Source organism: Pseudomonas sp. Con_6 (genome assembly GCF_059379395.1).
The window spans coordinates 1412978-1437603 of record NZ_CM182011.1 but is presented as its reverse complement, the minus strand read 5'-3'; the positions used below and the strand labels follow the sequence as shown (position 1 = coordinate 1437603).

Below are 24626 nucleotides of genomic sequence, written 5' to 3'. Positions count from 1 at the left end.
GACGCGCTCCGGTCATTTCGGCAGGGACAGCGGCGGCGATGCGATGCCACGCGCCTGGTCGATCTTTTCGGCCACCTTGAAGGCGGCATCCAGTTCGCCGATGCCGTACTGGCGCATGAGCTGGTAGCGTTCGGCCTTCTCTTCCGGTTCGGTCTGCGCAAGGGCCAGATAGAGGCTGGGCGGCACGGCGCGGAACAGCACTTCCATCGACTTGGACAGGATGACGCCCTCGCTGAACTTGCCCGCCTCCTTGCGCGCGGACAGCATCAGCGCCTTCTGTGCGGGTGAAAGTTCGCGGAACCGGGCGATCTTCTCCACCTCGTCGGGCGGCATCGACAGGCAGATCCACCACTCGATCATGTTGAGCATGGGCTCGGCGGCCTTGGGCAGGTCGTCGATGTTCTGCGTCGCCAGCCAGTACCACGCACCGAGCTTGCGCCACATCTTGGTGATCTTGACCACGTAGGGCGCGAGCAGCGGGTTCTTGGTGATGATGTGGCCTTCGTCGGTGACGTTGATGATCGGCCGGCCCAGGAACTGGTCGCGCTCGGCGATGTTGTTCACCGTGTTGATCAGCGAGATGTAGGCAATGGAGAGCTGCGCGTTGTAGCCCTCGCGCGCGAAGGTGGCCAGATCCACGATGGTGATGTCCGCCTCGGGCCAGGGCGTGCCCGGACGGTCGAACATCTCGCCGTCTGCGCCCTGGCAGAGCATGTCCATCGCATCGGCCATCTCCAGCAGCCGCGCGCGCCGGGCATCCGGCAGGTTGGCGTCGCGGGCGCGTTCGCGCAGCGCGTCGCGCACGTCGCGGGTCAGCACCGCGCGCGCCTGTGCCACGCAGCGCTGGGCGGCGTCCAGGATGCACTGGCGAATCAGGCTGCGGTCGGCGCGCGTCATGCGCGCTTCCTCCTTGTCCTCGCCGCCGGTGATCATCAGCCGGGCGGTGATTTCGAGTTCGCCGAGCACGTCGCGCTGGTCATCCCCGTCGTCGGCCGGATGGGTGTCGCCGTCCTCGTCCAGGGCGTCGGCATCCAGCGTCTGCACCTGGCCCGGTGTATCAACCAGGCGCCAGGCATCGGCGAATGGCGCCAGGCTCACGCCCGCGCCGGGTGCCAGCTTCACGCGATGCACGCTCAGGCCCAGCCGAGCGGCGAAGTCACCGAACAGGCCAAAGCTGTTGCCGGCCTCGACGATGAACAACCTGGGCCGGTAGATCGCCGTGACCTGGTTGAGGATGTTGTTCAGCGTGGCGCTCTTGCCGGAGCCGGTGGGGCCGAAGAGGAACAGGTGGGCGTTCATCTGCCGGTCGAGCCGGTTCAGTGGATCGAAGGAGATCGTGCCGCCGCCCCGGTTGAAGAAGGTAATGCCCGGATGGCCGGTGCCCTGGCTGCGCCCCCACACCGGCGCCAGATTGGCCGCGTGCTGCGCGAACATCAGTTGCGTGTACCACTGCCGCTTGTCCGCCGCCGGGTCGAACAGACAGGGCAGCCAGCGCAGGTAGGTGTTGAGCGGGGCCACCTCGTCCTCTTCGCGCACCGGTTGCAAGCCCGCATTGAGCATGACATTGACCAGTTGCAGGCCGCGGGCGTCGAGCTGCGCCATGTCGCGGCCGCGCAGGTAGAACGCCAGCGTGCCCCGGTACAGCTTGTGCGCGCTGCCGATGAGGCCGCGGGCCTGCTGCACGTCCTGGCGCGCCTGTTCGCTGGCGAGCGTCTCGCCGACCGCCTTGCGGGCCAGGTGGTTGAGGTGCGCCTCCAGCACATCCTGCGGCGTGGCGACCAGAGTCAGGCACATCACCGTGTCCTCAGGCATCTGGTCGAACAGCGCGTTCATCGCATCGCCGCCCTTGCGCGTCTCGCCGGTCACGTGTCCGGTCGCGGGCGGCGAGCGCAGGCGGTCCATGACGACAGCCCGGTGCGGCATGCCGTCGAAGAACCACAGGCCGCGGGCGACATCCGAGCGCGGCTGACCGAAGAACAGGCGTTGTGCGAAGTCGCCGCTGGCCAGTTCGATCTCACCTTCTTCCCGTTCCTCCGGGTAGCGGGCGAGCGCGTAGAAGCGTTCCCGGTCTTCGGCCGTGCTGCCCAGCGCGCCGGGATTCGGGTTGAACCAGCGCAGCAGCCAGTCGTGAATGTCCGCCGCGCCAAGGCGCCGGGCCTTGACGCCGGCATTCGACAGGCCGCCGACCAGGCGGTCGCAAATCGTCGCCAGGGCCTGCTCGGGCGATTGCCCCCGCCGGGCCGATGCGGCGTCCGGGGTGCGCCGATAAACCACCATGCGCACGCGCCGGGTCTGGCCGCGCCACGGCAGGCGTGTGACCGTGGTGTCCTCGAACAGGCCGCCCGGCTTCGCGATCGCGCGCAGGTGGTGCCCGAAGAAGCGCAGATAGAACTCGCTGAACGCGCTGCCCTGCGCGCGTGGATGCAGGTACGCCCCCAGCGTGCGCAGGTAGTGGTCCCAATCGGCTTCGTTCTGCGCGTAGAGCTGCACCACCCACGGGTTCTCGTCCAGTTCGTCGAAGGAGTCCTGCAGCGCATTCTCCAAGGCATCGCGGGCCTGCCACAGCCAGGCGGTCTCGCGCCCTTCGGTAGCGATCGGCTGCAACTCGAAGAACGCCGCCACCGATTGGCCATCTTCGAGCAGCATGCTCTTCGTGGCCGGCAGGTACTCGACCCAGGGCAGCAGGTCGGCGAAAGACGGCGCCACGTCATAGAGCGCCGCGTGGTCGGCCCGCGTCGCGGGTCGCCGATGATTCGACCCAAGGGCGGCGCCAGGTGCGTCGATGCCGTGCGCAGCGAGGCGGTCGACATGCCGCGTCCAGGCGTCCGGCTCGATGTCGGCCTGGACTGGCCTGGGGGCCGGACGACGCGGCCACGGCAGTCGCCAGCCCATCAGTAGTCCTCCAGCCGCTCGCCGGGCATCGCGTACTGCACGCGCTGGTAGAGCGGGAAGACGGTGCTGTAGCCGGGCACCGGTACTGGGTCGGTGCCGGCCAGGTGCGGAAAGACGTACATCACCAGATCGGGGTTCGGCAGTCGATGGAACTGGCGCTGGATCTCGTTCGCTGCCGTGCGGGTGTAGGCCGCGTTCCGGGCGGACGCCGCGAGGGTGTCAGCGTCGGTCAGCGGACGGCGCAGGTCCTGGCGTGCGTCGAGCAGCAGGCGGCCGGCCTGGCCGCCGCTGTAGCCGCCAGTCTCGTGCTGCCAGATGTCCAGCATGGTGTGCTCGCCCCGGGGCAGCAGCTTTTCCGAGCTGGTGGCACAACCTGCGAGAACGGCGGCGGCGAGCAGGACAAGGGGGCGGTCAATCCAGGTCCGACGCATGTGCTTCTCCCATGAGGTGATTCACCCGGCGCCCCTTGGCGTCGTGGTCGATGGCGATCGGCTGCTCCAGGTGCACGGCCACCCTGGCGCCGGGCTGCACGTAGACCGCCGCGAAGGCCTGGCCGTAGAGCTTGTTGACCCAGTCGGCCATGTCGCGCACGCCACCGGCCAGGATGCGGCCCATGGCCTCGTTGCCCGAAATGCCGACCGTGCCCAGCGAACCGCTGTTGTTGGCGACCACGGCCACGCTGCCGTTGTCGGACTTGATGAGCGAGGCGGCGCCTGCGCCGGCCGCGGTGATCAACGCCTGCGATCCCAGGTACTGCTGGGCATTGCTGCGGCGCTCGCCCGAGACGCACGGGATGCCGTAGGGATCGCTGATCCAGCCCAGGCCATCCAGCAGACTGGTGCTGTTCTGGCTTCGACTGCGCTTGCCGTCGTCTTCCGGCACCGTGCGGATGGTGCCGTCGCTGAACACGAAGGTGATGGAGCGGACCTGCCCACGCACGCACGAGAGCGTCCAGTCGCCCGAGGCCGTGCCGCTGACCACCGCACCGGCCACGTCGGGAATCTCGATGCCGTTGGCTGCTAGGTTGTCGGCCCCGATCAGCACCTTGAAGGGAAACGGGTCGTTGACGGTGCCGTCGATGGGAATGCGCCCGATCAGCGCGGTCATGGCGACCGAGCCCATCAGCGTGGCGTTGGTGGGCACCGTATAGACCGCCTGGGTGGTGCCGGCAACGGTCTGCGCCGGCCTGTCGCTGACGGCCTCCGTCGCGGCCGTCAGCCCCGGCGAGGCTGGGCCGAAGCTGGAGGGAAATCCCGGCAAGCGCTGGCCGCCGGCCGAACCGCCCTTAGGATCGGGCCGGGCGTCATCCGGTTCGATCCAGCGCATGCCACCATCCTTGAGCGGCCCGCCGTCATGCCCGTCCAGTCCAAGGCCGATCGGCAGGTCGGCGGCATCGCCCTTGCCGGACAGTCCGTCCAGGCGGCGCTGCAAGTCCTGCATCAGCCCTTGCGTCTGCTGCCGGTCGCTGGCGGCCTGGGTTCGCTCCTGTTCCAGGCGGCGGCGTTCGCTGTCGAGGGCGTTCTGGATGCGCTGGTCGATCGCACCCTCGCGGGTACGCAGGCGCTCGTTCTCCGCCTTGTGCTGGCGGTTGTCGCTCAGCGCGGTCTGCAGCTCGGTGCGGAGCTGCTTGACCTGCGCGACCAGGGTGGCGACGGTATCGCGCGGGGTGTCGCCCGCGATGCCGAGCGCCTTCATTTCTTCGGGAGTGAGCTGTCCCGGGACATCCTGCTTGCCAGGCGCAGCGTCACTGCCCGAGAACAACCTGGCACCGACGAACACCAGCAACAATGCCATCGGAATCAGCAGCCACTTCAACAGGGGATTACTCCTCATCGGACGTCCTCCCCGCAGCGGCGGCCGGCGGCAAGTTCGTGCCGGCATCGATGGGGCTGAGCACCGGCATCAGCGACTCGGCCAGGCCACGGCCGCGCGTGACCAGATAGACCACTGTGGTGTCGGTCGAAGCGCCCGCCGGCCCCAGGTCGGGATGCTGGAAGGTCGCGGCCACGAAGTCACCTTGCAGCACCCTTGGATCGAGATCGATACGGTGAGGTGAGGTGTTGGTCAGGCGCACGGCGGTGACCCACTGGTCTTCGAGTCGCCAGGCCGCCAGCGCCCGCGCCTTCAGCGGCAGCGTTGGCAGCAGTGTGTCCAGCGCGAGCGGGCGCCGCAGCGGCACGCGCCCGATGCCGGTCACGGGCTCGACGGTGCGCAGCGGTGCGTAAAGGTTCTGCGCCGCGTAGCGCGTCAGGACAACGGTTATCGGCGTTTGCCGACTCCCCGCGGGTTGCGCTGCTTGGGTTGGACCGGCGGCAGTGTCACCGCTGGCCTCCGCGGCGGCGTCCTGCAGGACGATGCGTACAGGCTCCAGCGGCTGCTCGCCTTCCCGCGCGTCCGTGGCTGCGATGTCGACCAGCACGATGGCGCCGGATTCCACGTCCTGCAGTTGCAGCCGCGTCGGCGCGATGGCCTCGCTGGCGCGCAGGTAGATGGCTCCACCCGCGCTCTGCACGCGCAGCCGCTCGCCCAGGCTCGGGGGCAGGCCGACACGCACGTTGCGGTCGATGAACATCACGCGCTCCTGGCCGACGACCAGCGGGACGGCCAGCGGCAGCCGCTGCCAGCGCAGGATCTCGATGGCATGGCTGTCCGGCACCAGGCCGAAGCCAAGGGCCAGGCTCGCCGCGATGGTGAAGACGTGGTGTTTCATGGATTGCCTCCCTGCGAAGGGTCGCCGCCGGGCGTGCCAGACGGAGGCACTGCCGGCGACGGTGCCTCGATGCGCTGCGGCGCGCCGTCATAGCAGTCCAGCGCAAGGCCGAAGGGGTTGTGCTGGGGATCGACGTCCAGCCGCACCACTTTCAGCGGATAGCGCACCAAGGCCCGCTTGACCTGCTCGGCGCCGTAGTACTCGTCCGCGCTGACATCGAGTGTGACGATCCAGTCGCGGCTGGAAACCGTCTTTACCCGCATCGTGGGGTTGTCGCCAAAGCCGCGCCCCGGAATCTCGTAGATGCCGCGCACCCGCTGGCGCAGTTCGCCACTGCTGCGCCGGTGCTCGTAGTCCTGGCGCAGGAAGGCCTGGCAGGCCGGTGTGAAATACGCCGACAGCGCGTGGAGGTTGCGCGGGTAGTCCTGTTCGCCATCCGTCGGCCAGCGCTGGACCTGCTGCCAAACGTAGAAAGCGAATGCATAGACATTCTCGGGCGGCACGTCCCACCAGGCGCGGGTGCTGCCCGAGCGCAGATCGGGGGGCACGTGGATCGTCAGTTGCCTCGGCGCACTCCACCAGCCAAAACCGAGCAGCAGCGCCACCACGAACAACGCACCGGCGCCCAGGCGCAGCGTGCGCACATGGGCCTGCAAATGATGGACTTCGTTCCTGAAACGGCTCATGAGGCGGCTGCTCCGCGTGAGCGCCGGGTGGTCCAGTACCCCGAACGCGTGATGAGACGGTGCCCACCGAGCCAGGACGCTGCCAGCGGATGGCGCAGCGCCAGGCGCCACTGCAGTTGCCGGTACAGCCAGGTGTCCGGGCGGCCGCGCTTCTGCCGGCGCAGGAAGCCGCCACCACCGAACACGCCAGCCGCCACGCCGGCCACGATCAGGGTCGGTACCATGGCGACGCTGTGCGTGGCCCAGGCCAGCGGCACGCCGGCGACGAACCCCACCGCCGCGGACAGGCCGGCGCAGATCCAGAGTTCGTCGGCGGTCAGGCCCCTCACCACCACGGGCTGGCGGTTCAGCCTGTGCGGCAGGAAGGTGACCAGCCCGTCACGCGCGATATCGTTCAAGGCAGCCATCGCCGCTCAGAGCACGCCGGTGGCCTTGGTCAGCAGCCAGATGCCGACCACCAGCAGGATCGCGCCCACGGCCACGGTGAGACCGAACTGGCCCCACGTGGCGCGACCGGTATGAATTTCCGAGTAGCGCGAATAGGCGTGGTAGCACACACCGACGAACATCGAGGCGACCACGAGGAGCGCGATCAGCAGCACGATGTCGTAGCCGTAGTTCTGCAGCGTCTGCATGATGCCGCTGCCCTGGCCGCGCGAGGGGTCCTCGATGGTCGGCAGGCCCTGCGCTTGGGCCGCAAGCGGCAAGCCGAGCAGCATCAGTGGCGCGAGGATGGTGGTGGCAGCGCGATGGGGAGTCGTATGGGTCTTCATGGCGGTCGGGCCTTTCGTGGTGGTCAGGACAGGAGGAAATAGGTCAGCACCAGGTACGTCGCGACGAAGCGCACGACGACACCCAGGAACTGGCGCTGGGACAGGCGCTGCTCGGCCCACCCGGTGTAGGCGGTACGCATCGCCCACACGCCCCACAGGAGCAGGACGGCGAACACCAGGCCGAGCACCACCGTGGCCACTGCGGCGGGGGCGAAGCCGCCATTGGCCTGGAAAGCGCTGACCTGGGCGGCGTTCATTGGGGTGCCTCCTCGTCGGAGGGCGGGCTGGACTGGCGGTAGTCGCCGGCCAGCTCGACCGGATCGCGCGGCTGGGCGCGCGGCGGCGTCAGGTAGTCCTGGATGCCGGCCCGAACGCGCTGGAGGTCCTTGCGCAGGCGGGCATGGTCGAAGTGGTAGCGGGCGCGCTGCTGCGGAGCGGTATGGACGGCGTGCTCGGCGAGGCGGTCGATCAGATCGAGCTGGCGCGCGAGGGTCGCCAACTGCGCATGCTCTGGGGAGGCATCGCCCGCTGACGCGGGCGTGGCATTGGTCAGCGCGACGGCTAGGACTAGGGCCAATGCCGGCGCGCGGCGGCAGTCGGTCGTTGGTTTGCCTGTGGTCGTCATCACGCCATTCCGCAGTCGTCTGGATGGCGGAATGCTGCGGTGGTCGGCTGGAACCTGCCGCAAACAATCGGAATCGGCAGGGTCCCGGATTTACGTTCGTGGTTGGCGTGGCGCGGTTGGGGTGCGGGAGCAGGAGAGCCGCACCCCGTCCGTAAATGGGTTCCAGGAGGGGGCTGAAGTGCCTAACTCACTACCACAGGAAGGGAGTTCTCATTTGGTGGAGGTCGCCTTCGTTTTGTTCAGATTGGTGAGGCCTGCTCGCATTGCTATTGCTGGTTAGCAACTGCCGTCTTTGTGCTGCCGCCATGCTGGGTGATGCGTGGACGGCATTTGATTCTCACTGCGCCGCGGGTGAACGAGTCATCTGAGGCCTTGCTTGACCAAACATAGGCTTCGCCTGCACCGAGGTGACTCATTTTCTCGGAAGTCAACTCTCCGAGGGCGGCATTGGCCTTCTGGATATGCTTAAGCCAGGCTGGTGAGTTGAACTTGTGCATGATGATCTGTGAGGACAGCTCAATTAGAGAAACGGGAACCGATGGCGGGTCTTGGGACGCGACCATGATGCTGGTGCCTTTATGTCGCATTTCCCGAACCACTTCAACCAATCCGGAAACTAGATCATCGTTCTCTATGTACTTGTGGGCTTCGTCAAATACCACGAGCTTGTTAAAGGCGCCTCCTTGGTAAGTGGCTTCCGAGAAAATCTGCAACATCACCACGAACAGACCGAGCGCTTCATCCTTTTCAATGTACTCGTCACGCAGATCCACAATGATCAAGCGGCCCGGACGAATCAGGTCTTGAAGCCGTTGGTTATCGTTGATGTATTCACTGGCGAACAGCAGGCGCGTCTGGGCCAGCTCCTTCAGGTGATCGGACAGGCCAGAGTTATCAATGCCTGCTCGTAGGGCGTCCAAGGTCAGGTTGTCGCGCAGCCCCCTCATTATGAGATTGATCTGGCGCATGTACATGCTCTGGCTGCCAATCGCACCCATCAGGAATTTCCAGTGGGCGGCCTTAAGCTCGGAGGCAGAGAAAGCAATCGGCTTAACCTCGATATCCGGGTATTCGGCCCGGCGATCATCCACCTTGTTCGCAGGGGTAAGAATCAGCACATCTTTCAGCGCTTCTGGGTTGGCCTTGTAACGTTCGCGAAGGACGCGAATCTCCTCATCCACCGAGTTCGAATTGATCATCGAGGTAAACTCCGGCGCATAATCCTGCGTCGGGCTGTAATGGAAGATGACCGTGGCAAGCGGGCTTGGCAGCACGTTGATATGCTGGAACGGCATGGAGGCCATCTCGATCACCGTTCCAAGTGTGTAGCTCTTGCCGCCGCCTTGAACCCCAAAGAGACTGATCGTGTGGGTGTGGTTGAGATCTAGCGCGACCTTTCTACCGGAGACCTCTCCGAGTAATCCGTACTGAGGCGAGTCGCCATTGACGCCGAGCATGATGTCATAGCAGGCCTCTGCTTGAGGCACAGGCTCGGACGCCGGGTGCCCTCCATGCTCTGGTTCAGCATGCGCTTCCGGTAGGGCAGCCACGGCAGGTTGTTCGTCATCCTTTTCGACTTCCGAAGCGATAGAAGACGGAGGGGTTGGCTCGACAGGGCTCGCCTGTTCTTCTGCCTCTTGGTGAGCAGGCGCAGGTGCTCCCTCTGCGGCCGGGGGTGCTGGCGCGGTGATTGGTACCTCCGGATCATCGTCCCAGAGCTCATCCACCGTCCAGGACGTTGACCGCGCTCTCTTGGGTGCGATAAAGGCCGCTGTCTCAAGTTTTGGCACGTTCGGTATGAACTGCTCGCTAAGAAGGTGCGTGGTCGGTTCTTCCTCAATCTCGACGGAAACAGGCTTGCGGCAGTTCTCCAGTAAGGCGCGAATGAGATCCTTACCGATGCGGTGGAATTCAATGCCAACCTCGTTGTCGGGGGCCTCGGTTCCGGTCTTGTCGAAGTCGAAGATCAGGGCGCAGCGTCTGAACTGAAGCGAGTAGCCCTGCTCGATGGATTCAAGTAGCCCTCGTGCTTCCTGCGCAGCAGTCGCATCAAAGATCCCGTAACGTAGTGAGCGCTCTAGATAGAAACGAAGGATCTGAGCCAACTCCCGGCTCTTGAGCAACCTATCCGGCCGGTCGGGCTTCTTCAAGGCCGGGTCAAAGTGGCGCTGGAGGATGCGCTCGCTCTGATTGATCTGGGCGGAAATCCGTTCCTTCAGTTGGTTGAAGGCCGCAAAGTCGCCCACTTGCGAATAGCATTTCACCTCGACCAGGTTGCAAGTGATCGTTCTGGTGTTCAAATCCAAGTCGAACAATCCCAAGTCGGTGCGTTGCAGACTGATTGCATCATTGACATCGTCTGACTCACCGCTTGAGCGGTAAAGGTCCGTGTGCGCATCCAACGGCACAATGACCTGATTGCTCAATGCGCCCTGATATTCGAGGTAGAGCCGAGCCAAAGCCAGACCAAGTGCCTCCGCCTGTTGTGTGCGAGCAGAAATCAGCTTGAGCGCTAGTTGACCGGACAGCGACCGCAGATTTGCCAGGATCTGAACCGACTGCTCGCCGTCGGCGGACAAGCCATGCTCAAGCAGCACCGGCTTCAGCATCGCCTCCAGTTCATCGTTCGAGCGCGACGAGATGATCAGGTTGTGTGTCGCCTGGGAGCTGGCTCCCGGCACATAGTCAATCAGATAGTCCGGTCTGTTCTTCCGGCCGCCATGGTCGAAGAACTCAATCCCCATATTTCGGTCGATGGTGAACACCCAATCGCTGATCTGGTGAACCTCGTAGATCAGCTCTCGTTGGGCCACATCGAGGCCAAGGGTCACCACAGGCACAGCTTTGAAGCTGGCACCAGAAGCAGCAACCGCTGAGGTAGCAAAGCAGAGGTGTCGGCTCAGGGACGACAGCAAATCGAAGCACGCCGCATGGTTGTCCGCGCCGAGGGAGCGCCCGACAATCGGCCGCTTGTTCCAGAAGGTTCCCGAATCGTCATCAACGAATTCAGTGTCAAAGTCCTGTATCAGCCCATGCAGTGGGGTCACGCCCATCGGCTTCTCTGCAATGGAAAGCTCCTCGGCGGGAAACACATCCAGAAGAACACTGATGTGGGCCGGGAACTCCTTGGAATTTGCATGGAATTCATTCAGGGGGTGCTTGGCCAAGTTCAGTTTGGAGAACAGATGGCTGCCCGTTGAGGTCGCAAATGCGTCGGCGGCCTCGTTTACCGTGGCTCCGGGACGGACCATCGACTCAAGAGCCTCGCCCAAAACAGGTGAGTCGGGATCGGTGGTAAAGAGCCGCACGTCATAGCGCAAATCGGCATGCTCGCGCTTCTGCTGGAGCGATAGCAGAGCCTCCGCAATCACCGATCCGGCCCCAGGGTTGAAGATGTTCAGTGATAACTCTCGAACATAGGGATGCTGAGAGAGATAGCGCTCGATCTTGTCCGCAATGACTTGTCCGGAAATATCTGATCCCGCAGCAGAGGGCTCGGCCAAGCCGAGCGCTGAACAGATTTCCGCCATCAGACCACGGGAATTTTCCTCGGTCGTCGGGGCGTAGAGCGCCCAGAAAGCATTCAGGTTGTCCACCGGAGTGAAGATGCGGCCATCCTCGACGGGAATACCGACCGGATAGGCAGAGGGCACAAGGCCATCCAACAGCGCGGAACGGACGTGAGGAATGTGATCCTTTCCGCCTGACTTGATCTTCTCAATCCAATCCTTACCCAGGGCGACCCAACTGCTCAGCCACAAGGCACGAAGCGGATGGGTTGGGGAGACCAAAACAGCCTCCCGGTGCCTTCCACCGAAGTCGGTCAAGATGACATGAATGGAATCGACGGCCAGCACATTTTTGAGCGCTTGCAAGTGTTGCTGACGCTCGGCACCAGAAGTCGTCTCGGCCTGACGGATGAGGTTCCTGACCAAGTCAAGGTAGCTTTCAGCATACGCGAGGCATTCCCTTTCCGAGTCGCGGAACGAAAGCCCCTGCATGATCAGCTCGGCAGTGTCTTTGCGCACTGCTGCAAAAAACTCTTCGCGGGCAGCCAAGAAGGAAGCCATCGCGGCGGAAGATGGCAGCGTGAGTCCAACCTCGGAAGGCGGCTCGGCGGTATCCAGATTGATCTGCATTCGCCAGCCTGACGGGTGCTTAGGCTCCGCCAAGACGCGCTGCTCGATGGTTTTGAGCATACGCGAAAGCGGAATCTGAACCGCGCCCTCACGACCGAATTTTGCGTGTAGGGTTTCCTGGCGAGAGGTCTTCTTGGAACGACCGCCCTCGGCCCAGGCGACACCACTGATGGCGATATCATCGGGATCGCGTTCATCGCCCAGGGCAGTCAGTTGCAGCCGGAAACGCGCATGCTCCAGGCTCTGCTCAATGGGTATGGCGCGTTGCGGTGGTTCTTCCTCGATGTTGCCACCGGGCAGGACGTAGAAAGGTTCGCTCTCGTAGGAACGTCTTGCGCCCTCGGAGGCGGAATCCGCTTCCAGCGGAATCGGATCGCCATCGGCCGTCCAAGGCATTACACGGATGAAATGCCATCCTTCCTCGAATTCGATCTTATTGAGCTTGGCCAAGTTGGTCGTGCATTGCAGACGGTTCGGCGTCCAGGCCTTGACTTTCTTAGATTTTCCAACCGGGCCGTCATTCTGCGAAATGATCTGAACCGTAAAATGATCAAGCCCGCTTACCTTGCCGGGGTGAGGGCTAACCTCGAACACCACGTTCATTTTGCGGCGGTCGTTCGGCACCAGAACCTGTTGCCCGATGAGGCCGGAGAGTTGGTCGTCGGTCTCATCCTCCTGAACGACTGGCAAGTCGGTCTCCAGTACTGTCAGCAGGACCTTGTCCAGCGAAAGCTCTTCCTGGAACGTCCATTTATCGAATGAAATGCTCCACCAGCTCTTGTCGGTCGCGATGGGCGGCGTCCAGGATTCGGGCTCCTGGACTTCGTATTTTTCAAAATAGGTGAATAGTCGCGACTCCAATGCCTTGTCGCTGAGTCCCAGATCGGCGATACGACCACGAACCGACTTGTGCGAGGCCATCAGACTGCGGACGCTGCCGAGGTTACGGCGAATCTTGCCATTGACCATGCCGGGATCGGCAAAGAGCTTGAAGTCTGGAATCAACGTCAATTCATACAGGCTGGCCCCGAGGGTTTCTCCATCAATCCCGTTTTCGAGCGCAGTGAGCAGGTACCGCACGCGGGAAACATGGTCGGCAAACAGCCACTCCTCGTCGGTGAGGATGCCCAGAAGATCGCGAGCATGGCCAACCAGCGTTGTAGGGAGCCGATCAAGCAGCGAGTCGATAAGGTCCTCGTAGATACCGGCGAAGGTCAGCTCCTCGAAGGTCGCCACACCGAAAGAGTCCTCGGCGCTGGTGCGAAGCGAAGTCGGTATGAAGACCAGCAACGGCTGACGCAGCTCGCCGTTCGCGTCCGGGTTGCGCAACTCCACCAGTTTGGTGGAAGTGACTCGGAAGGGCTGGCCCTCCTGATCATGGCTGCCGAGGATAAAGATATTTCCGTCGGGTCGGGTCCGACGTAGTTCCTTGCAGACCGACTCCATTACCTCGTCATCGAGATCGGTGACCCGCATGCAGTGGCCTGGGCCACGGTCACCCAGGATCGCTTCGATACGGGGGCACAGCAGACAAGCGACCGCCGCATTCAACTTGTCCTGGGAAAGCTTGGTGAACGCATTACTCATGCGTGCCTCCCGTTTTTATCTGTTCCGTCATTTCTCTCAATCGCATAGCGGGGCGATACCTTCTGGGTCACGTAGGCATCCGACAGGTCCTCGTAGAACCCGATTTCACGCAGGCGACGCTTGAAGGCTTCGAGGTTGAGGCGCAGGGCGCGTCTGTCGAGGATGCTGCTGTTGGCCTGTGCTCCTTCCGGCAGCCGGTCGATGTGAAGGCCGTAGCGGCTTCTCAAAAAGGCCAGCAACTCTTCGATGCGAACCTCGCGGGTCACGAAACGCCCGTCATCCTGAGTGAGCACAGCCACCTGAAGGAGCACCTCAAGAAGCTTGCTTCCCAGCACAAACCGCCGAGGACTTCCCTTGGTTCGGGATTGGGCCAACAGGCCGTTCTCCTTGTTCTTCAGCAGCAGTGAGTCCAGGCACTCAGTGATGTACTGGCGGTGATACTTGCCGCGATATGCCATCAGGATTTCTATGAAGGATTCGAACTCGCCAAGGCCCATGGCGGTGACGTCCCGGATCTCCGGATCGATGTCCTCGTTTCCAGAGGCCGACTCCTCGATCAGGCTGGCCAGGCGGAACTTGAAGTAGGCTTGCCGCTCGGCGTCGTGCTCGGGCTTCAGTAGAGAAACCAGATCGCCGACGGTAAACACGCCGGCCCCTGGAGCGGTCAGCTTGCCCGTCTTCTTGCTCAGGTATTCCGCCATCTCATCGAGCTTCTTGACGACGAAATTGGCCTGCACAAAGGCAGGAATCTGGCGATAGAGCCGGTCAGTGGACTTGCGAGCCAGCTCGACCATATGCGGATTATTGACGTCCCCCATATCCACGACCAGCGCCACGGGATCAGGTGAACTCGCCAGCGCATTGTCCGAGCGCTGCTTCACCAGCTTGGGCAGTATCTGCAACAGCTTGAGGTGGTAGAGCGCCAGATGGAATGCCATCAGGGTTTTGAGGTAATCCACCAGCACCGAGCGGGGAATATGGGGCTCATAGGCCAATAGCCGCAGAATGTCGTCGGCCATGGTGTCGGCCTGATCGATTAGAAGTGGTGGAAAGCGCTCGGGCTCCTTGGAGTCCTGTGTGTCCTGAGTAACTTGAGAATCGAAGCGAAGTAGCGCTTGGGTTTCTACATCGACGACCGTGCCGGATTCATGCCTACCGGTTACATGGTCAATCCCAGGGAAAAAGAAGCGTTTTAGCGTGTCTCGGGCGGCCTGGCCCTTGCCTTTGCGGGCATAGTAGAGCATCCAATAAATCTGCTCGGCTGCCCCATAGTCACGGCAGTGCTTCGAATTTCGAAATTTGTAGGTCTCTCCATGAAGCGGGCGCGGAGAGGCGACAGCTTGATTCGACTTGCCCCGATTTACCACATCAAGAAGTTCGGTCTCTACCCACTTGTGGACAATGGAGGGATGTTCGTCAAATCCCTCAAAATACTGCTTAACCTCTTCGGACAGCATCATTTCATCTGCAAATTCTTCTGGCTGCAAAATATTTGCGCGTGGCGGTTTGCGACTGCCATAGCCATTGAATTTGAGGCGAGGAAATAGCATGGTCAGCACACGATCCATTTCTGTGTGCTGCCAATGCAAATAACTGACCTTAGGTGTTCTGAATTCCTTGTCTCTACCCTTGATTGACATGATATTCAGCCCCCTTTTCAGAAACACCCAATGCCAATACGCCATCCTCTTTTCTGTTTATCTGGTAGAACCGGAGCCCATTTTCCGTCAGCAGAACTTCTTGATAGAGTGCAGCAGATAACAGGTTCTTGAATACCGCCAGACTTAACAGGAAACCTTCCTGCTCCTCGATGCTGGGACGGTAGCCGTTGTTGAGCCGCATCAGCATTTCATAGATGTCAAGGTTGATGCGCAGGCTGGCCTTGTGCCCGTCGCCGGAGTCGTAAAGCAGCACCAGCGCCTGAGACAGGTATTCAAGGAAAGGGTGAGCCGCTGTTTCCTGCGCGGTGCGGAGCGTGAAATGGTCGCCGTCAAAGAGACGGTAACTGCGGATGGTGCCCTTATCCACTTGGCGAACACGCAGCGCCAACTGGTTGCCCAAACGCGCCGGATCGCTCAGACCTTCGCCTCGGTTGATGGCTCGAAGAATGGCCGTAACCTCATCTGTGCTTTTTGCTCCCGGCTGCTCAATGGCATCCAGGAAGGGATCGATGCTTCCATATGGCAGCATCTCCTTCCAGCCGGTGTCGCGTCGCTCAAAGAAATGGCGACGGCGCATATGCGATAAATAATTGCGGTGCTTGGCGATCAGTCGAGCACGGTTCTTCGACGAGTAATCGCGAGGCAGATTGCGGAACAGCGTCGCCACAAGTTCATCGTCGTACCCAGCCCGCTCCGCGAACGAGAAGCGGCTCATGGCCTTGGTCTTGGGATTGAGGAAGCCAAGCTCGCGGTCCAGATCGGGATTGCTGACTTCGGCGACGTCAATTTCGCGCAGCAAGACAATCAGCCGGTCATTGGATCCTTCCGCCCCACCAAGCCACGAGTTGAAATAGAAACCGTCAAGGATGCGATTCTGGGTTTCTTCACCGCCGTTCTGATAGAGGTGGTGAATGCCGTCGCAATCCTGGGTGCCTACCAGCATGAAGGCCAGCGCCGAACGAAGGTCGCGCATGGTGATGTGCAGTCGGCCGCGCAGGTGCGTAATGGTGTAGAGCATCTTCAGGCGCTCGATCACCTTGGGACCGGCAACCGGGTCCTGGAAGGTCCGGGCGTTGTGATAGGCGTAGCATTTGCCCTTGAGATCGCACTTGTCGCATGCCTGCCAGTATTCCTGCTGGGTCATGCGGGCGATCAGCCGCTCCAGAATCGAAGGCTGACCTTCCTCGGGTTCGGCGACCACCGAGCGCAGGTTGAGGTTGATAACCGCGATACCGCCTTCCGGAGCAGCTCCGGCCAAGCCCTGCTGGATCTGCTTGGCAAGCAACGGGAACTCTTCTTCATGCTCAAGGAAGAAGTCGACCAGCCGTCCCTCGTTGATGGCGATTAGGCGGGTCTGATTCTCGGGCCAGTCGGAGGCATCCTTGCCCGCGAAGGGAGCGAAGAACTTCTGAAGCACGGCATCGTTGCGCTCGTCGCCTTCATCCTGGCTGCCGTCGTAGTTGCTTTGGTAGGTATGCCCCTTGAGCTGGAACACAGCCCCGTTCGCGCCGCGCTGTATCTGTGCGCCCTTGCTCTCGGCAAAGGCCTCGAACTGCTGAATGAAGGCCGTCTTGCCGTCGCCGGCGTTACCGCTGATGATGACCAAGCGGAACTCGCCCTTGAGCAGCGCGGGCTTGAGCTTTTCGTCCAGATAAGTCGACACGTAGGTGGCCTTGCCAACTTCGTCGAGGCCACGGGTGCCTGCGTTGGACACCTGGCTCTGGCTATAGAGCGTCAGCAGGTGGGTGACAAAGGGGTTGGTGTTTGGCTTGGTCGGCTCGAAACCCAGCTTGGACACCACCTTGGGTCCGGCACCAATCTCACCGGTCGTCAGCACCGAGCGCAGGCGCTTGACCTCGGCCAGGGCAATCAAGAACTCCTCCGCCGACGCAAAACGGTCCTTGCGCTCAGGCGCGATCATTTTCGCCAGCACATTGACCAGCGACGAGCTGAGGTCGGCGCAGCCTTTGAACTGCTTGGGGTCCCTGGGCTGAGTCTTGATCGGCGGCGTGGGATCGTCGAATGGATACTTGCCGGTCAGGCACTCATAGAAGGAGATGCCCAAGGCATAGAGGTCACGATCCATTCGATCCGAAGCATCCGGCTCGGAGGAGTAGTCGTAATCCGGCGGCAGGTAACGGCGCGTGCCGCCACCTCCTTGAACCTCATCGTTCTCGGAGACCGCGACGTTGAAATCGATGATGCGGACGCCTTTGTCCGTCCAAAGCAGATTGGAGGGCTTGACGTCCTGATGGTAAACGCCGTGCTTGTGGAGATGGGCCAGCCCCTCGGCGGCCTCGCGCACGATGCGCACGGCATCATCCAGCGACAACGCCTCGGCATCGATCAGATCGGAAACATCCAAACCTTCCACATACTCAAAGACAATGTAAGGCGTCTGCCTAGCATCGGCCATGCGATCCGCCCAGATCACCTTCACCACATGCGGATGTTCGGGGAGATTGGTCAGGGTCTTGTACTCGCGGCGCAGCCGTTCGTACACGCTGCGGCGGTCCTTGGTCACCAGTTTGATGACGCGGACCACATCGCCCAGGGAGTCGAACACCTTGTAGGCGACGCCGAAGCCGCCGCTGCCCAACTTCTTCTGAATGCGGAAGCGATCCGCCAGGATGAAATCCTGCGGCAAGTTCATCAGGTTATCTGGGAGCTGTGGCACGACCATGGCCGGGCCGCTCACATCCGGGCCTGAGTCGTTCTTGGCCTCTGGCAGAATCAGATCATCCAGGGCCTTGCGAGCGATGGCTGCGCTCGTGTGCCGTTCCTCCGGGTCGAACTCGCAGAACTTCTGCAACCACTCGTCGATCCCCTTGGGCAGGTCCGGCTTGTGCTCCGAGGGCTTGATGGGGAACTTGCCGTCGGCCTCCATCATCTGGTCGACGCTTTCAAAGGGCAGCTCGCCGGTCAGCAGTTCAAAAAAGATCAGCCCGGCGGCATAGAGGTCGGAGGCAATGCTGGCCTGGGTCGGGTCCTGGAAGCACTCCGGAGCCTGGTAGGCAGCATCCAGATCATCCACCACCTGATCGGCGATGGTAGAGGTGCGGTTCTTGCCCACCCTGGCGAAATCGAAATCGGTTATCCGGGCCTGGCCGCCCTTGGTCAGTAGAATGGCGTCCGGGGTCAGGTTGCGGTGGATCACCTCATGCCGGTGCGCATGGTCCAGGGCCGACAGCACGTCGCGCATCACTTGGAGCTTCTGATCGAAGGTCAGCGCCATCGAGACCTTGTTGATGTGCAGGCGCAGGGCCTGGACAGGCAGATCCTCAGTGACCAGCACCACCTTGTCTTCATCGTCGGAGACAAACAGATCCTTCACCGCCAGCACATTGGCGTGCGTCGGCATGTGCGCCACGGCGCGATAGGCGTTGCTGATCTTCTTGAACTCTTCCTTGCGGGCAGCCTCGTCCTGGTACGGGTCGGCCAGGTAGACCCGCAGGCGGGCCATGCCGCCGCTCTTGCCCAACAGGTTGTGTTTGGCGCGGTACTCGGTATAGCGGTCGGTGCCGCCCAGCTTCTCTTCCACTTGCCAGTCTCGGAACACCAGCGCCGCACTCTTGGGCTTGGCGTTGCCGCTGATCGCCTTGGCGATCTGGGAGTGGAAGCGGGTGATGTTACTCAGCCGGTTGTCAGGAATGCGGCTCGCGTCGCGGAAGTATTTAAGGCAGTGCTTGAAGTCGGTCACGTCCGGGCTGTCGATGCCCGCCTGATCGAACACGGTGGCGTCATCGGCAGTGAGCAACACGGCGGCATGGACATGAGCCTTGCGCAGCTCGATCTGTCCGGGATTGCTATCGCGGATGAAGCTGGCCATCACCTTCGCGTGGTGACGAAGCTTCGCGAGGGGCGAGTGAAACGGTTGCCGGCCCTGCGGATACCACTTGGAGCCATACACATCGATGTTGCCCCGCGTCCCTTTGACATCCACCAGATACACCGCATGAGGCGCGAGGATGGCGATGTCGATTTCGAACACCTCCTGGCCTTGGCGCATCTCGAAGTTGTGGAAGATCAGCCAGCCCTCGGGGAGATGATCCCGAAGGAAACCGATGGCCTGGCGCTCAGATTCGTTCGCGGGCTGCCCGATGGGTATGACTTTTGCCATTAGCGGCCGCCCTCTTCGATTGCACGTTCTACGAGGCGGCGGGCTTTGCTTTCGTGTTCAATGGCCTCATGTCGAAGTTTGGCGCTCTGTAGGCCCATTGCACCAATCTCCTCGATGACCTCATCATCTAGGTCAGGCACCAGAGTTTCCCCGATCTGGTTAACATCTAGATGCGGGATGGAGGAGCCGTATGCGCGAGCTTTGAGTTGGCGGCGCCCATACTCGGACCTAAGTACAATGAAAAGAAATCCGGCAATGATCTCATTCGAGCAATTAATTCTAATTGCATCTTCTGAGACAGCAGATCCAATTATGGCGCCATAAGGAAGGACGGCAGTGCCGATAATGCCAGATATCTGCCCAGATCGAGGAACGAGCACAGTCTTCTGATCTACCAACAGATCATCAATGTCACTCATGTTTTTTGGTATGAGATAGCTGGGCTGTGGGTCCGCCCACATCAATGCCGATGTTCCAAACATTGGAATACCAAACTCTGGATCATCAATCTGGATTCTCTTGAATCGTTTTGGCTCGACTATGGATACCGCCTTATTCGCTACAGTGGTCGTCGGAACCGATGCGGTTTCGAGAGCCCTTACAGCATCACGATGAAACAAACTATGAAAGGCACCGTCCATTCGTTTCATCAGGTTCGAAGAAGGTGTGACACTCAAGCTGAGTGGAATGCCGTCTGACTTACTGGAAGGTAGCTCTTGTAAGCCCGCGGCAATTTCTAATTGCGCGATAGCTCTCGCAATGATTCTGCTGGCCTCAACGCGTTTGTTTGCGGCTTGTTGAATTAGCTCATGAGCCTGATCTTCCACGATGCCAAGGCGCGGGACAGGGAGATCGGCGATATGCTGCGGCTCAATATGTGGAATAATTGCGCCATATGTTCCGGAGGCAATAAGAGGGACTCCGAACTTGCTGCATAGGTAAGCATAGAGATATCCAGATTTAATTAATTCTGGATTTGGGACAACCTTCATGATGTCCTGATTTGACCAAACTCCCTTCATGTCTGACCTGGCATAGGCCATTCTGCCGATGCTTCCAGAGCAGGTAATGAGAGTCATATCCGGCTTTATTTCGAGGAAACTAAGCTGCCTGGAGCGGGCATCTCGCTTGCTCAGCAGCGAAAGATTGGTCAGGTCAGCCTGAAGCAATGAGGATGTGGTCAAAAATGGAACGCCATGATCTGGATCTTCCACATAGTTCCGGACAAAGGGTGAGCCGTTGTAGATCCCGCCCTTATGCCCAGTGGTCAAATCCTTCAGCGGAGTTGTGTTCATCTGACTAAGAAGCTCTTTTGCTTCTATCGCTCCTGACACATAAGGCCCACAGTCAAGGCGGCGACCGTTGTGTTCAATCCAGATACTTGGCACAACCTTACATTGGAACTTTCTGCTCATAACGTCACCTCGCCGGTTGCGCGGAATTCCTTGTATTTCTCTGCCACCAGCGGCAGCTCGTCATGAACACGGCGGTTACGGCGTGTGGTCCGACGGATTTCTACTTCACCGCCTTCTCGAACCCGCTCGATCACTTCCTCATCGAAAACCAGTTCCTCTCCATCGGGGGCTCGCTGGAACAGGAGATTGCCCCGGGCGTCGACACCAGCCCGGTCCACCACGGCCATGAAGACCTTGTATTCCGGTTGTTCGGTATTGATGAGCTCTTCCTGGCTGCGGCGGCGCAGTACCAGGAGACTGGGCAAGGCGGGCGTCAGGCCATATTCCTTGACCGTGACCTTGAACGGCTCCACCGGCAGGTCAACCGAGGCCAAGACCTCGCAGTGGCGCAGAATCCACCAGCGCACGTGCTCATCGCCCGGATTGCCCAGCAAACCATCGGGCAACAGGATGCCCACGCGGCCGGTGCCAGGCTTCACCCATTGCAGGGCGCGTTCGATAAATAGCACCTCGGGCGGCACACCGCCGATGTTTAGATTGCCGGTGTTGCGGAATCCACCTTCTTCGTCGCGCTCCCAGTTGTTGCCCAGGTCGTAGCGCTCCAGGATGGAGGTGTCGCTGACCGTGTCTTGTGTCGAGAACCAGGGGTTGAGCAGAACCATATCCATGCTGCCCAGCGGCATGGCCGGGCGAGCGGCCTCAATGCCATCCAGATCGCCGTCCGGGAAGGTGCGAGCATCGATGCGGAACACACGACCGGGATTGCCGGTGGTGAACAGCAGGTTCATGCGGCTGGCCACGGCCAGGAAGGGATCAATGTCGCAGCCGAGGGCATTGCTGGCCGCCCAGGCGGCGGTTTCGTTTTGCGCCTGGCGGATCTGTTCGTTGGTGGCCTCTTCAGGCGTCGTGCCCACGGCCGCCAGCTTTTTCCTGAAGATGTGCGCAGCGGTCATGGCCAGGAAGGTGCCGGTGCCGCTGGAGCAGTCCATGATGCGTTCGCCGGGTTGCGGGTCGAGCATCTCCACCGCCATTTCGGCCACGTTGAGCGGCGTAGGGTAGCGGCCCTCGCGGCCGTCCATCACGCTGCGGGCAACCGCACGGAAGGCCTCGGTACGGTAACGTGGCTGGGTTTCGCTCAGTGAGTAACGGGCCAGCTCCATGACCACGCGGGCGGTCTCGTGGGGTTCCAGCGTCAGATCCCAGCCACGGGTCAGCAGGTTCGGTTGCCAGGCCTTGGCGGCGGCAATGGATTCGGTGATGCGCTGGGCAATGGCCTGTTGGCCCGCCTCGGTGAAAGGCTCGTCACCCCTGATCCAGAACTTGCGCTCACCGGTGGGCAGGGTCTCGTCATGGATCTTGGCCAGCATCAGCACGGCCAACTGCTTGAAGGAATCCTTGTGATCGAGACCAAGATTCCGGTTCAGATATTGACGGCAGCGCATCAGGGCGTCTTCCAGATCTTCCGCTTCGGCGCTGACCTGAATGACACCGCCGGTGCGATCGAGATCGGAGGTGCGTTCGCCCGGAACCGGCCAGACACCCAGCGGTTTGGGCCGGACTTCAAAACGGGTGCGCTCGACCTGGAACAGGAACTCTTCTTGACCGTTGGTCCACATGCCCAGCGTCGCGCCCGGGATCAGTTCCAGCAGCTCCTTGAGCTCGCGCAGGTCGGCGTCGGCCTCGGCAATGGAGCGGAGCTTGTCTCGCTTTTTCTGATTTTTGCAGACGATGATCCGCTGCAGGTTGTCGTTATTGTGCTCGACATCGGGGCGGAAAATCGCGATGTCGATGCGCTTGCGCCCCTGGCCGGGGATCTGCGGGTTGTAGTTGACCTCCAGATCGTTTCGGTCAAAGCCATAGCTCTCGATGAGCTGGCGCAGAACTTTCTGCACCAGCAGCTTCTTGGCCGAGGCGCTTTCCTTGTTGCCGGTCAGGATGTCGATGAAAAAGTTATCCGGGCCGCTCTCTTCGGCAGCATCCTGCGGGGTCTCGATGATGTCGTCTTGATCGCTCACCCGTTCTGCTCCTTGAGAAATTCGCGGTACTTCTCAGCGATGACCGGCAGATCGTTGTCCTCGATCTTTTCACTGCGGGTCAGGGTCCGTTCCACGAAGCGCCCGCCGATACGGATGCGCTCGATATGCTGCTTGGGCTCGACAATCTCTTCGCCGTCCGGGGTGCGCTTGTAGAGTTTGTTACCACGGCGGTCGAAGCCAACCTTGTCGGCAACGGCCATGAAGACTGGGTATTCCTCGGCACGACCTAGGGCCTCGCGATGCTTCTCCTGGTCGTCCTTGCGGCGCAGGAACAGCAAGCTGGTGAGGATGTTGACGTTGGCTTCGGCAATGAAGGCTTCTACCGGCAGGTCGACGGAAGCAAGCACCTGCGTTTCGCGCATGATCCACCAGCGGATGTATTCCGCGGCCGGATTGCCAAGAACTCCGTCGGGAAGAACGATGCCCATGCGGCCGGTTCCCGGCTTGAGCCACTTGATGCAGCGCTCGATAAAGAGAATTTCGGGGGCAACGCTGCCCTTGAGGACGCCGGTGTTGCGGAACCCGCCTTCGCCGTCCGGCTCCCAGCCATGAGCCAGCTCGTACTGCTCCAGAATGTGCTTGTCCGTAATCGGGATGTCGGAGCCGAAGGGAGGGTTGGTGGCGATGATATCCACCGACGCCAGCGGGATCTCCTTCTTGACGCTGGGCAGGTCGGCTAGATGCCCCAGCGGAAACTCCAATGAGTTGATGTTGTAGATATGTCCACGGCCATCGCCCGCCAGCACCATGTTCATCTGAGCGGCGCGGATCAGGAACGGGTCGAAGTCGGTGCCGAAGACATTGGCGGCGGCATACTCTTTCAGCCGTTCGTGGATGTTCAGGAACTCGGTGGTGTTCTCGTTTCCGGCCTGGATGTTTTGCTCTTCGCGGAACTTCTTCAGCATGTGCCCCAGGGTCGCGACCAAGAAGCCGCCCGTGCCACAGGCCGGGTCCAGCAGAGTCTCGGTCTCTTTGGGGTCGAGCATCTCAATGACCAGCTTCACGACGCCTCTAGGAGTGAAATACTGGCCCCGGTCGCCACGCAGGTTAACGCCAACTAGCTCCTGGTAGGCCACGCCCTTGGCATCGACGTCAGTTCGGGTGAAGTCGTACTTGGCCAGTTCCGAAACGATAAAGGCCAGCGCCCGGTCGGAGAGAGTGATCTCCTCGTTGCCTCGGAAAATATTCTTGTACTGCTTCTTGACCTCGGTGAAGAGCTCCTCGATCCGGACGCGGATGGCTTTGCGCCCTTGTGGCTCGAACTGCTCCTTGGGTCCAGCCCAGAAACGGCGCTGCCAGGCCTGCCGCTGCTTGGCACGCAGGTTCTCGTCGTGCATCTTGCAGAATATTAGGTACAGGAATTGCCAGAAGGCGGCGTCCTTGGGCATGCCCTCGTTGCCATGAATGAAGTTGTGGCAACGCCGGAAGGTGATCTTCAGCATCTCGTTGTCGGCGACACGGGTATGGGCATCGGAGATGACCTCCTTAGTGCCGACCGACTCTTCGGCCATCGGCCAGTCGCCGATGGGGTTGCACTTGGTTTCGAAGCGCTTTTGCTCTTTCTCGACAAAGAAGAACTCCAGGCCGTTGGTCCACAAGCCGTACTGAACGGCATCGACCTCGCGCATGATGGTTTCGATCTCTTCGAGGTCTTTGGCGGCCTGCTCGTAATCGCGGATGCGCATGGCATTTTTGCCGACGTTCGGTTCTTGGCGGCAAATCACTGCGCGGCTGAGATTCTCAATTGTGTGGTCCTTGCCGTGGTGGAAGATGGCCACATCCACCTTCTTGCGCCCGCCAATGGAGAAATCCAGCTCCATGTCTTCCGGAGAGAATCCGTATTCATGGATCAGGGCACGAACTACCCGCTGCCGAACGAGCTCTTTCTTCGTTTCCTTGATCTGTCTGCCGGAAACGTAGTCGAGCGTGTATCCAGCTGGGATGGTGTTCTCGGCCTGCTTGTTCTTCTTTCTGCTCATATA

The 24626-nt window shown here is 61.2% G+C and carries 15 protein-coding genes; all 15 read right to left on the bottom strand.

The features are described from left to right. Positions 1-12: 12 nt before the first annotated feature. Positions 13-2892, bottom strand: coding sequence for a conjugative transfer ATPase (locus AC5QPF_RS06575; protein ID WP_494962511.1), 2880 nt, complete (start codon positions 2890-2892; stop codon positions 13-15). Continuing rightward, positions 2892-3323 (bottom strand): TIGR03751 family conjugal transfer lipoprotein, encoded by a 432-nt coding sequence (locus AC5QPF_RS06570; RefSeq protein ID WP_025513280.1) that lies wholly within the window; start codon positions 3321-3323, stop codon positions 2892-2894. Before AC5QPF_RS06570 ends, AC5QPF_RS06575 begins: the two co-directional genes overlap by 1 nt. Then, on the bottom strand, positions 3304-4725 hold the full coding sequence (locus AC5QPF_RS06565) for a TIGR03752 family integrating conjugative element protein (RefSeq protein WP_494962510.1): 1422 nt from the start codon (positions 4723-4725) through the stop codon (positions 3304-3306). Before AC5QPF_RS06565 ends, AC5QPF_RS06570 begins: the two co-directional genes overlap by 20 nt. Next, the gene (locus tag AC5QPF_RS06560; RefSeq protein WP_494962509.1) at positions 4715-5602 is read right to left on the bottom strand and encodes a TIGR03749 family integrating conjugative element protein; all 888 of its coding nucleotides are present in this window, start codon (positions 5600-5602) and stop codon (positions 4715-4717) included. Before AC5QPF_RS06560 ends, AC5QPF_RS06565 begins: the two co-directional genes overlap by 11 nt. Further along, on the bottom strand, positions 5599-6288 hold the full coding sequence (locus AC5QPF_RS06555) for a PFL_4703 family integrating conjugative element protein (RefSeq protein ID WP_210568547.1): 690 nt from the start codon (positions 6286-6288) through the stop codon (positions 5599-5601). Before AC5QPF_RS06555 ends, AC5QPF_RS06560 begins: the two co-directional genes overlap by 4 nt. Continuing rightward, positions 6285-6695, bottom strand: coding sequence for a TIGR03750 family conjugal transfer protein (locus AC5QPF_RS06550; protein ID WP_494962508.1), 411 nt, complete (start codon positions 6693-6695; stop codon positions 6285-6287). Before AC5QPF_RS06550 ends, AC5QPF_RS06555 begins: the two co-directional genes overlap by 4 nt. Before the next feature lie 6 nt (positions 6696-6701). Then, the gene (locus tag AC5QPF_RS06545) at positions 6702-7061 is read right to left on the bottom strand and encodes a TIGR03745 family integrating conjugative element membrane protein (protein ID WP_494962507.1); all 360 of its coding nucleotides are present in this window, start codon (positions 7059-7061) and stop codon (positions 6702-6704) included. 23 nt (positions 7062-7084) lie between these two features. Continuing rightward, positions 7085-7318, bottom strand: coding sequence for a TIGR03758 family integrating conjugative element protein (locus tag AC5QPF_RS06540; RefSeq protein ID WP_095377296.1), 234 nt, complete (start codon positions 7316-7318; stop codon positions 7085-7087). Then, positions 7315-7686, bottom strand: coding sequence for an integrative conjugative element protein, RAQPRD family (locus AC5QPF_RS06535; protein WP_494962506.1), 372 nt, complete (start codon positions 7684-7686; stop codon positions 7315-7317). The genes AC5QPF_RS06540 and AC5QPF_RS06535 overlap by 4 nt, the downstream gene beginning before the upstream one ends. A gap of 266 nt (positions 7687-7952) precedes the next feature. After that, on the bottom strand, positions 7953-13412 hold the full coding sequence (mads8, locus tag AC5QPF_RS06530) for a methylation-associated defense system ATP-binding protein MAD8 (protein WP_494962505.1): 5460 nt from the start codon (positions 13410-13412) through the stop codon (positions 7953-7955). Next, positions 13409-15052 carry a methylation-associated defense system protein MAD7 gene (mads7, locus tag AC5QPF_RS06525; RefSeq protein ID WP_134235662.1) on the bottom strand — a complete coding sequence of 548 codons (1644 nt, stop codon included), beginning with the start codon at positions 15050-15052 and terminating at the stop codon, positions 13409-13411. Before mads7 ends, mads8 begins: the two co-directional genes overlap by 4 nt. Further along, the gene (gene mads6 / locus AC5QPF_RS06520) at positions 15036-19193 is read right to left on the bottom strand and encodes a methylation-associated defense system protein kinase MAD6 (RefSeq protein WP_494962504.1); all 4158 of its coding nucleotides are present in this window, start codon (positions 19191-19193) and stop codon (positions 15036-15038) included. Before mads6 ends, mads7 begins: the two co-directional genes overlap by 17 nt. Further along, a complete protein-coding gene (gene mads5, locus AC5QPF_RS06515; protein ID WP_494962503.1) occupies positions 19193-20608 on the bottom strand; it encodes a methylation-associated defense system restriction endonuclease subunit S MAD5 in 1416 nt (471 codons plus the stop codon). Before mads5 ends, mads6 begins: the two co-directional genes overlap by 1 nt. Further along, entirely contained in the window at positions 20605-22623 is a 2019-nt protein-coding gene (mads2, locus tag AC5QPF_RS06510; RefSeq protein ID WP_494962502.1) for a methylation-associated defense system DNA methyltransferase MAD2, read from the bottom strand. The genes mads5 and mads2 (AC5QPF_RS06510) overlap by 4 nt, the downstream gene beginning before the upstream one ends. Next, positions 22620-24623: a methylation-associated defense system DNA methyltransferase MAD2 gene (gene mads2 / locus AC5QPF_RS06505; RefSeq protein ID WP_024889607.1), complete on the bottom strand. Its 2004-nt coding sequence runs from the start codon at positions 24621-24623 to the stop codon at positions 22620-22622. Before mads2 (AC5QPF_RS06505) ends, mads2 (AC5QPF_RS06510) begins: the two co-directional genes overlap by 4 nt. Positions 24624-24626: the final 3 nt, after the last annotated feature.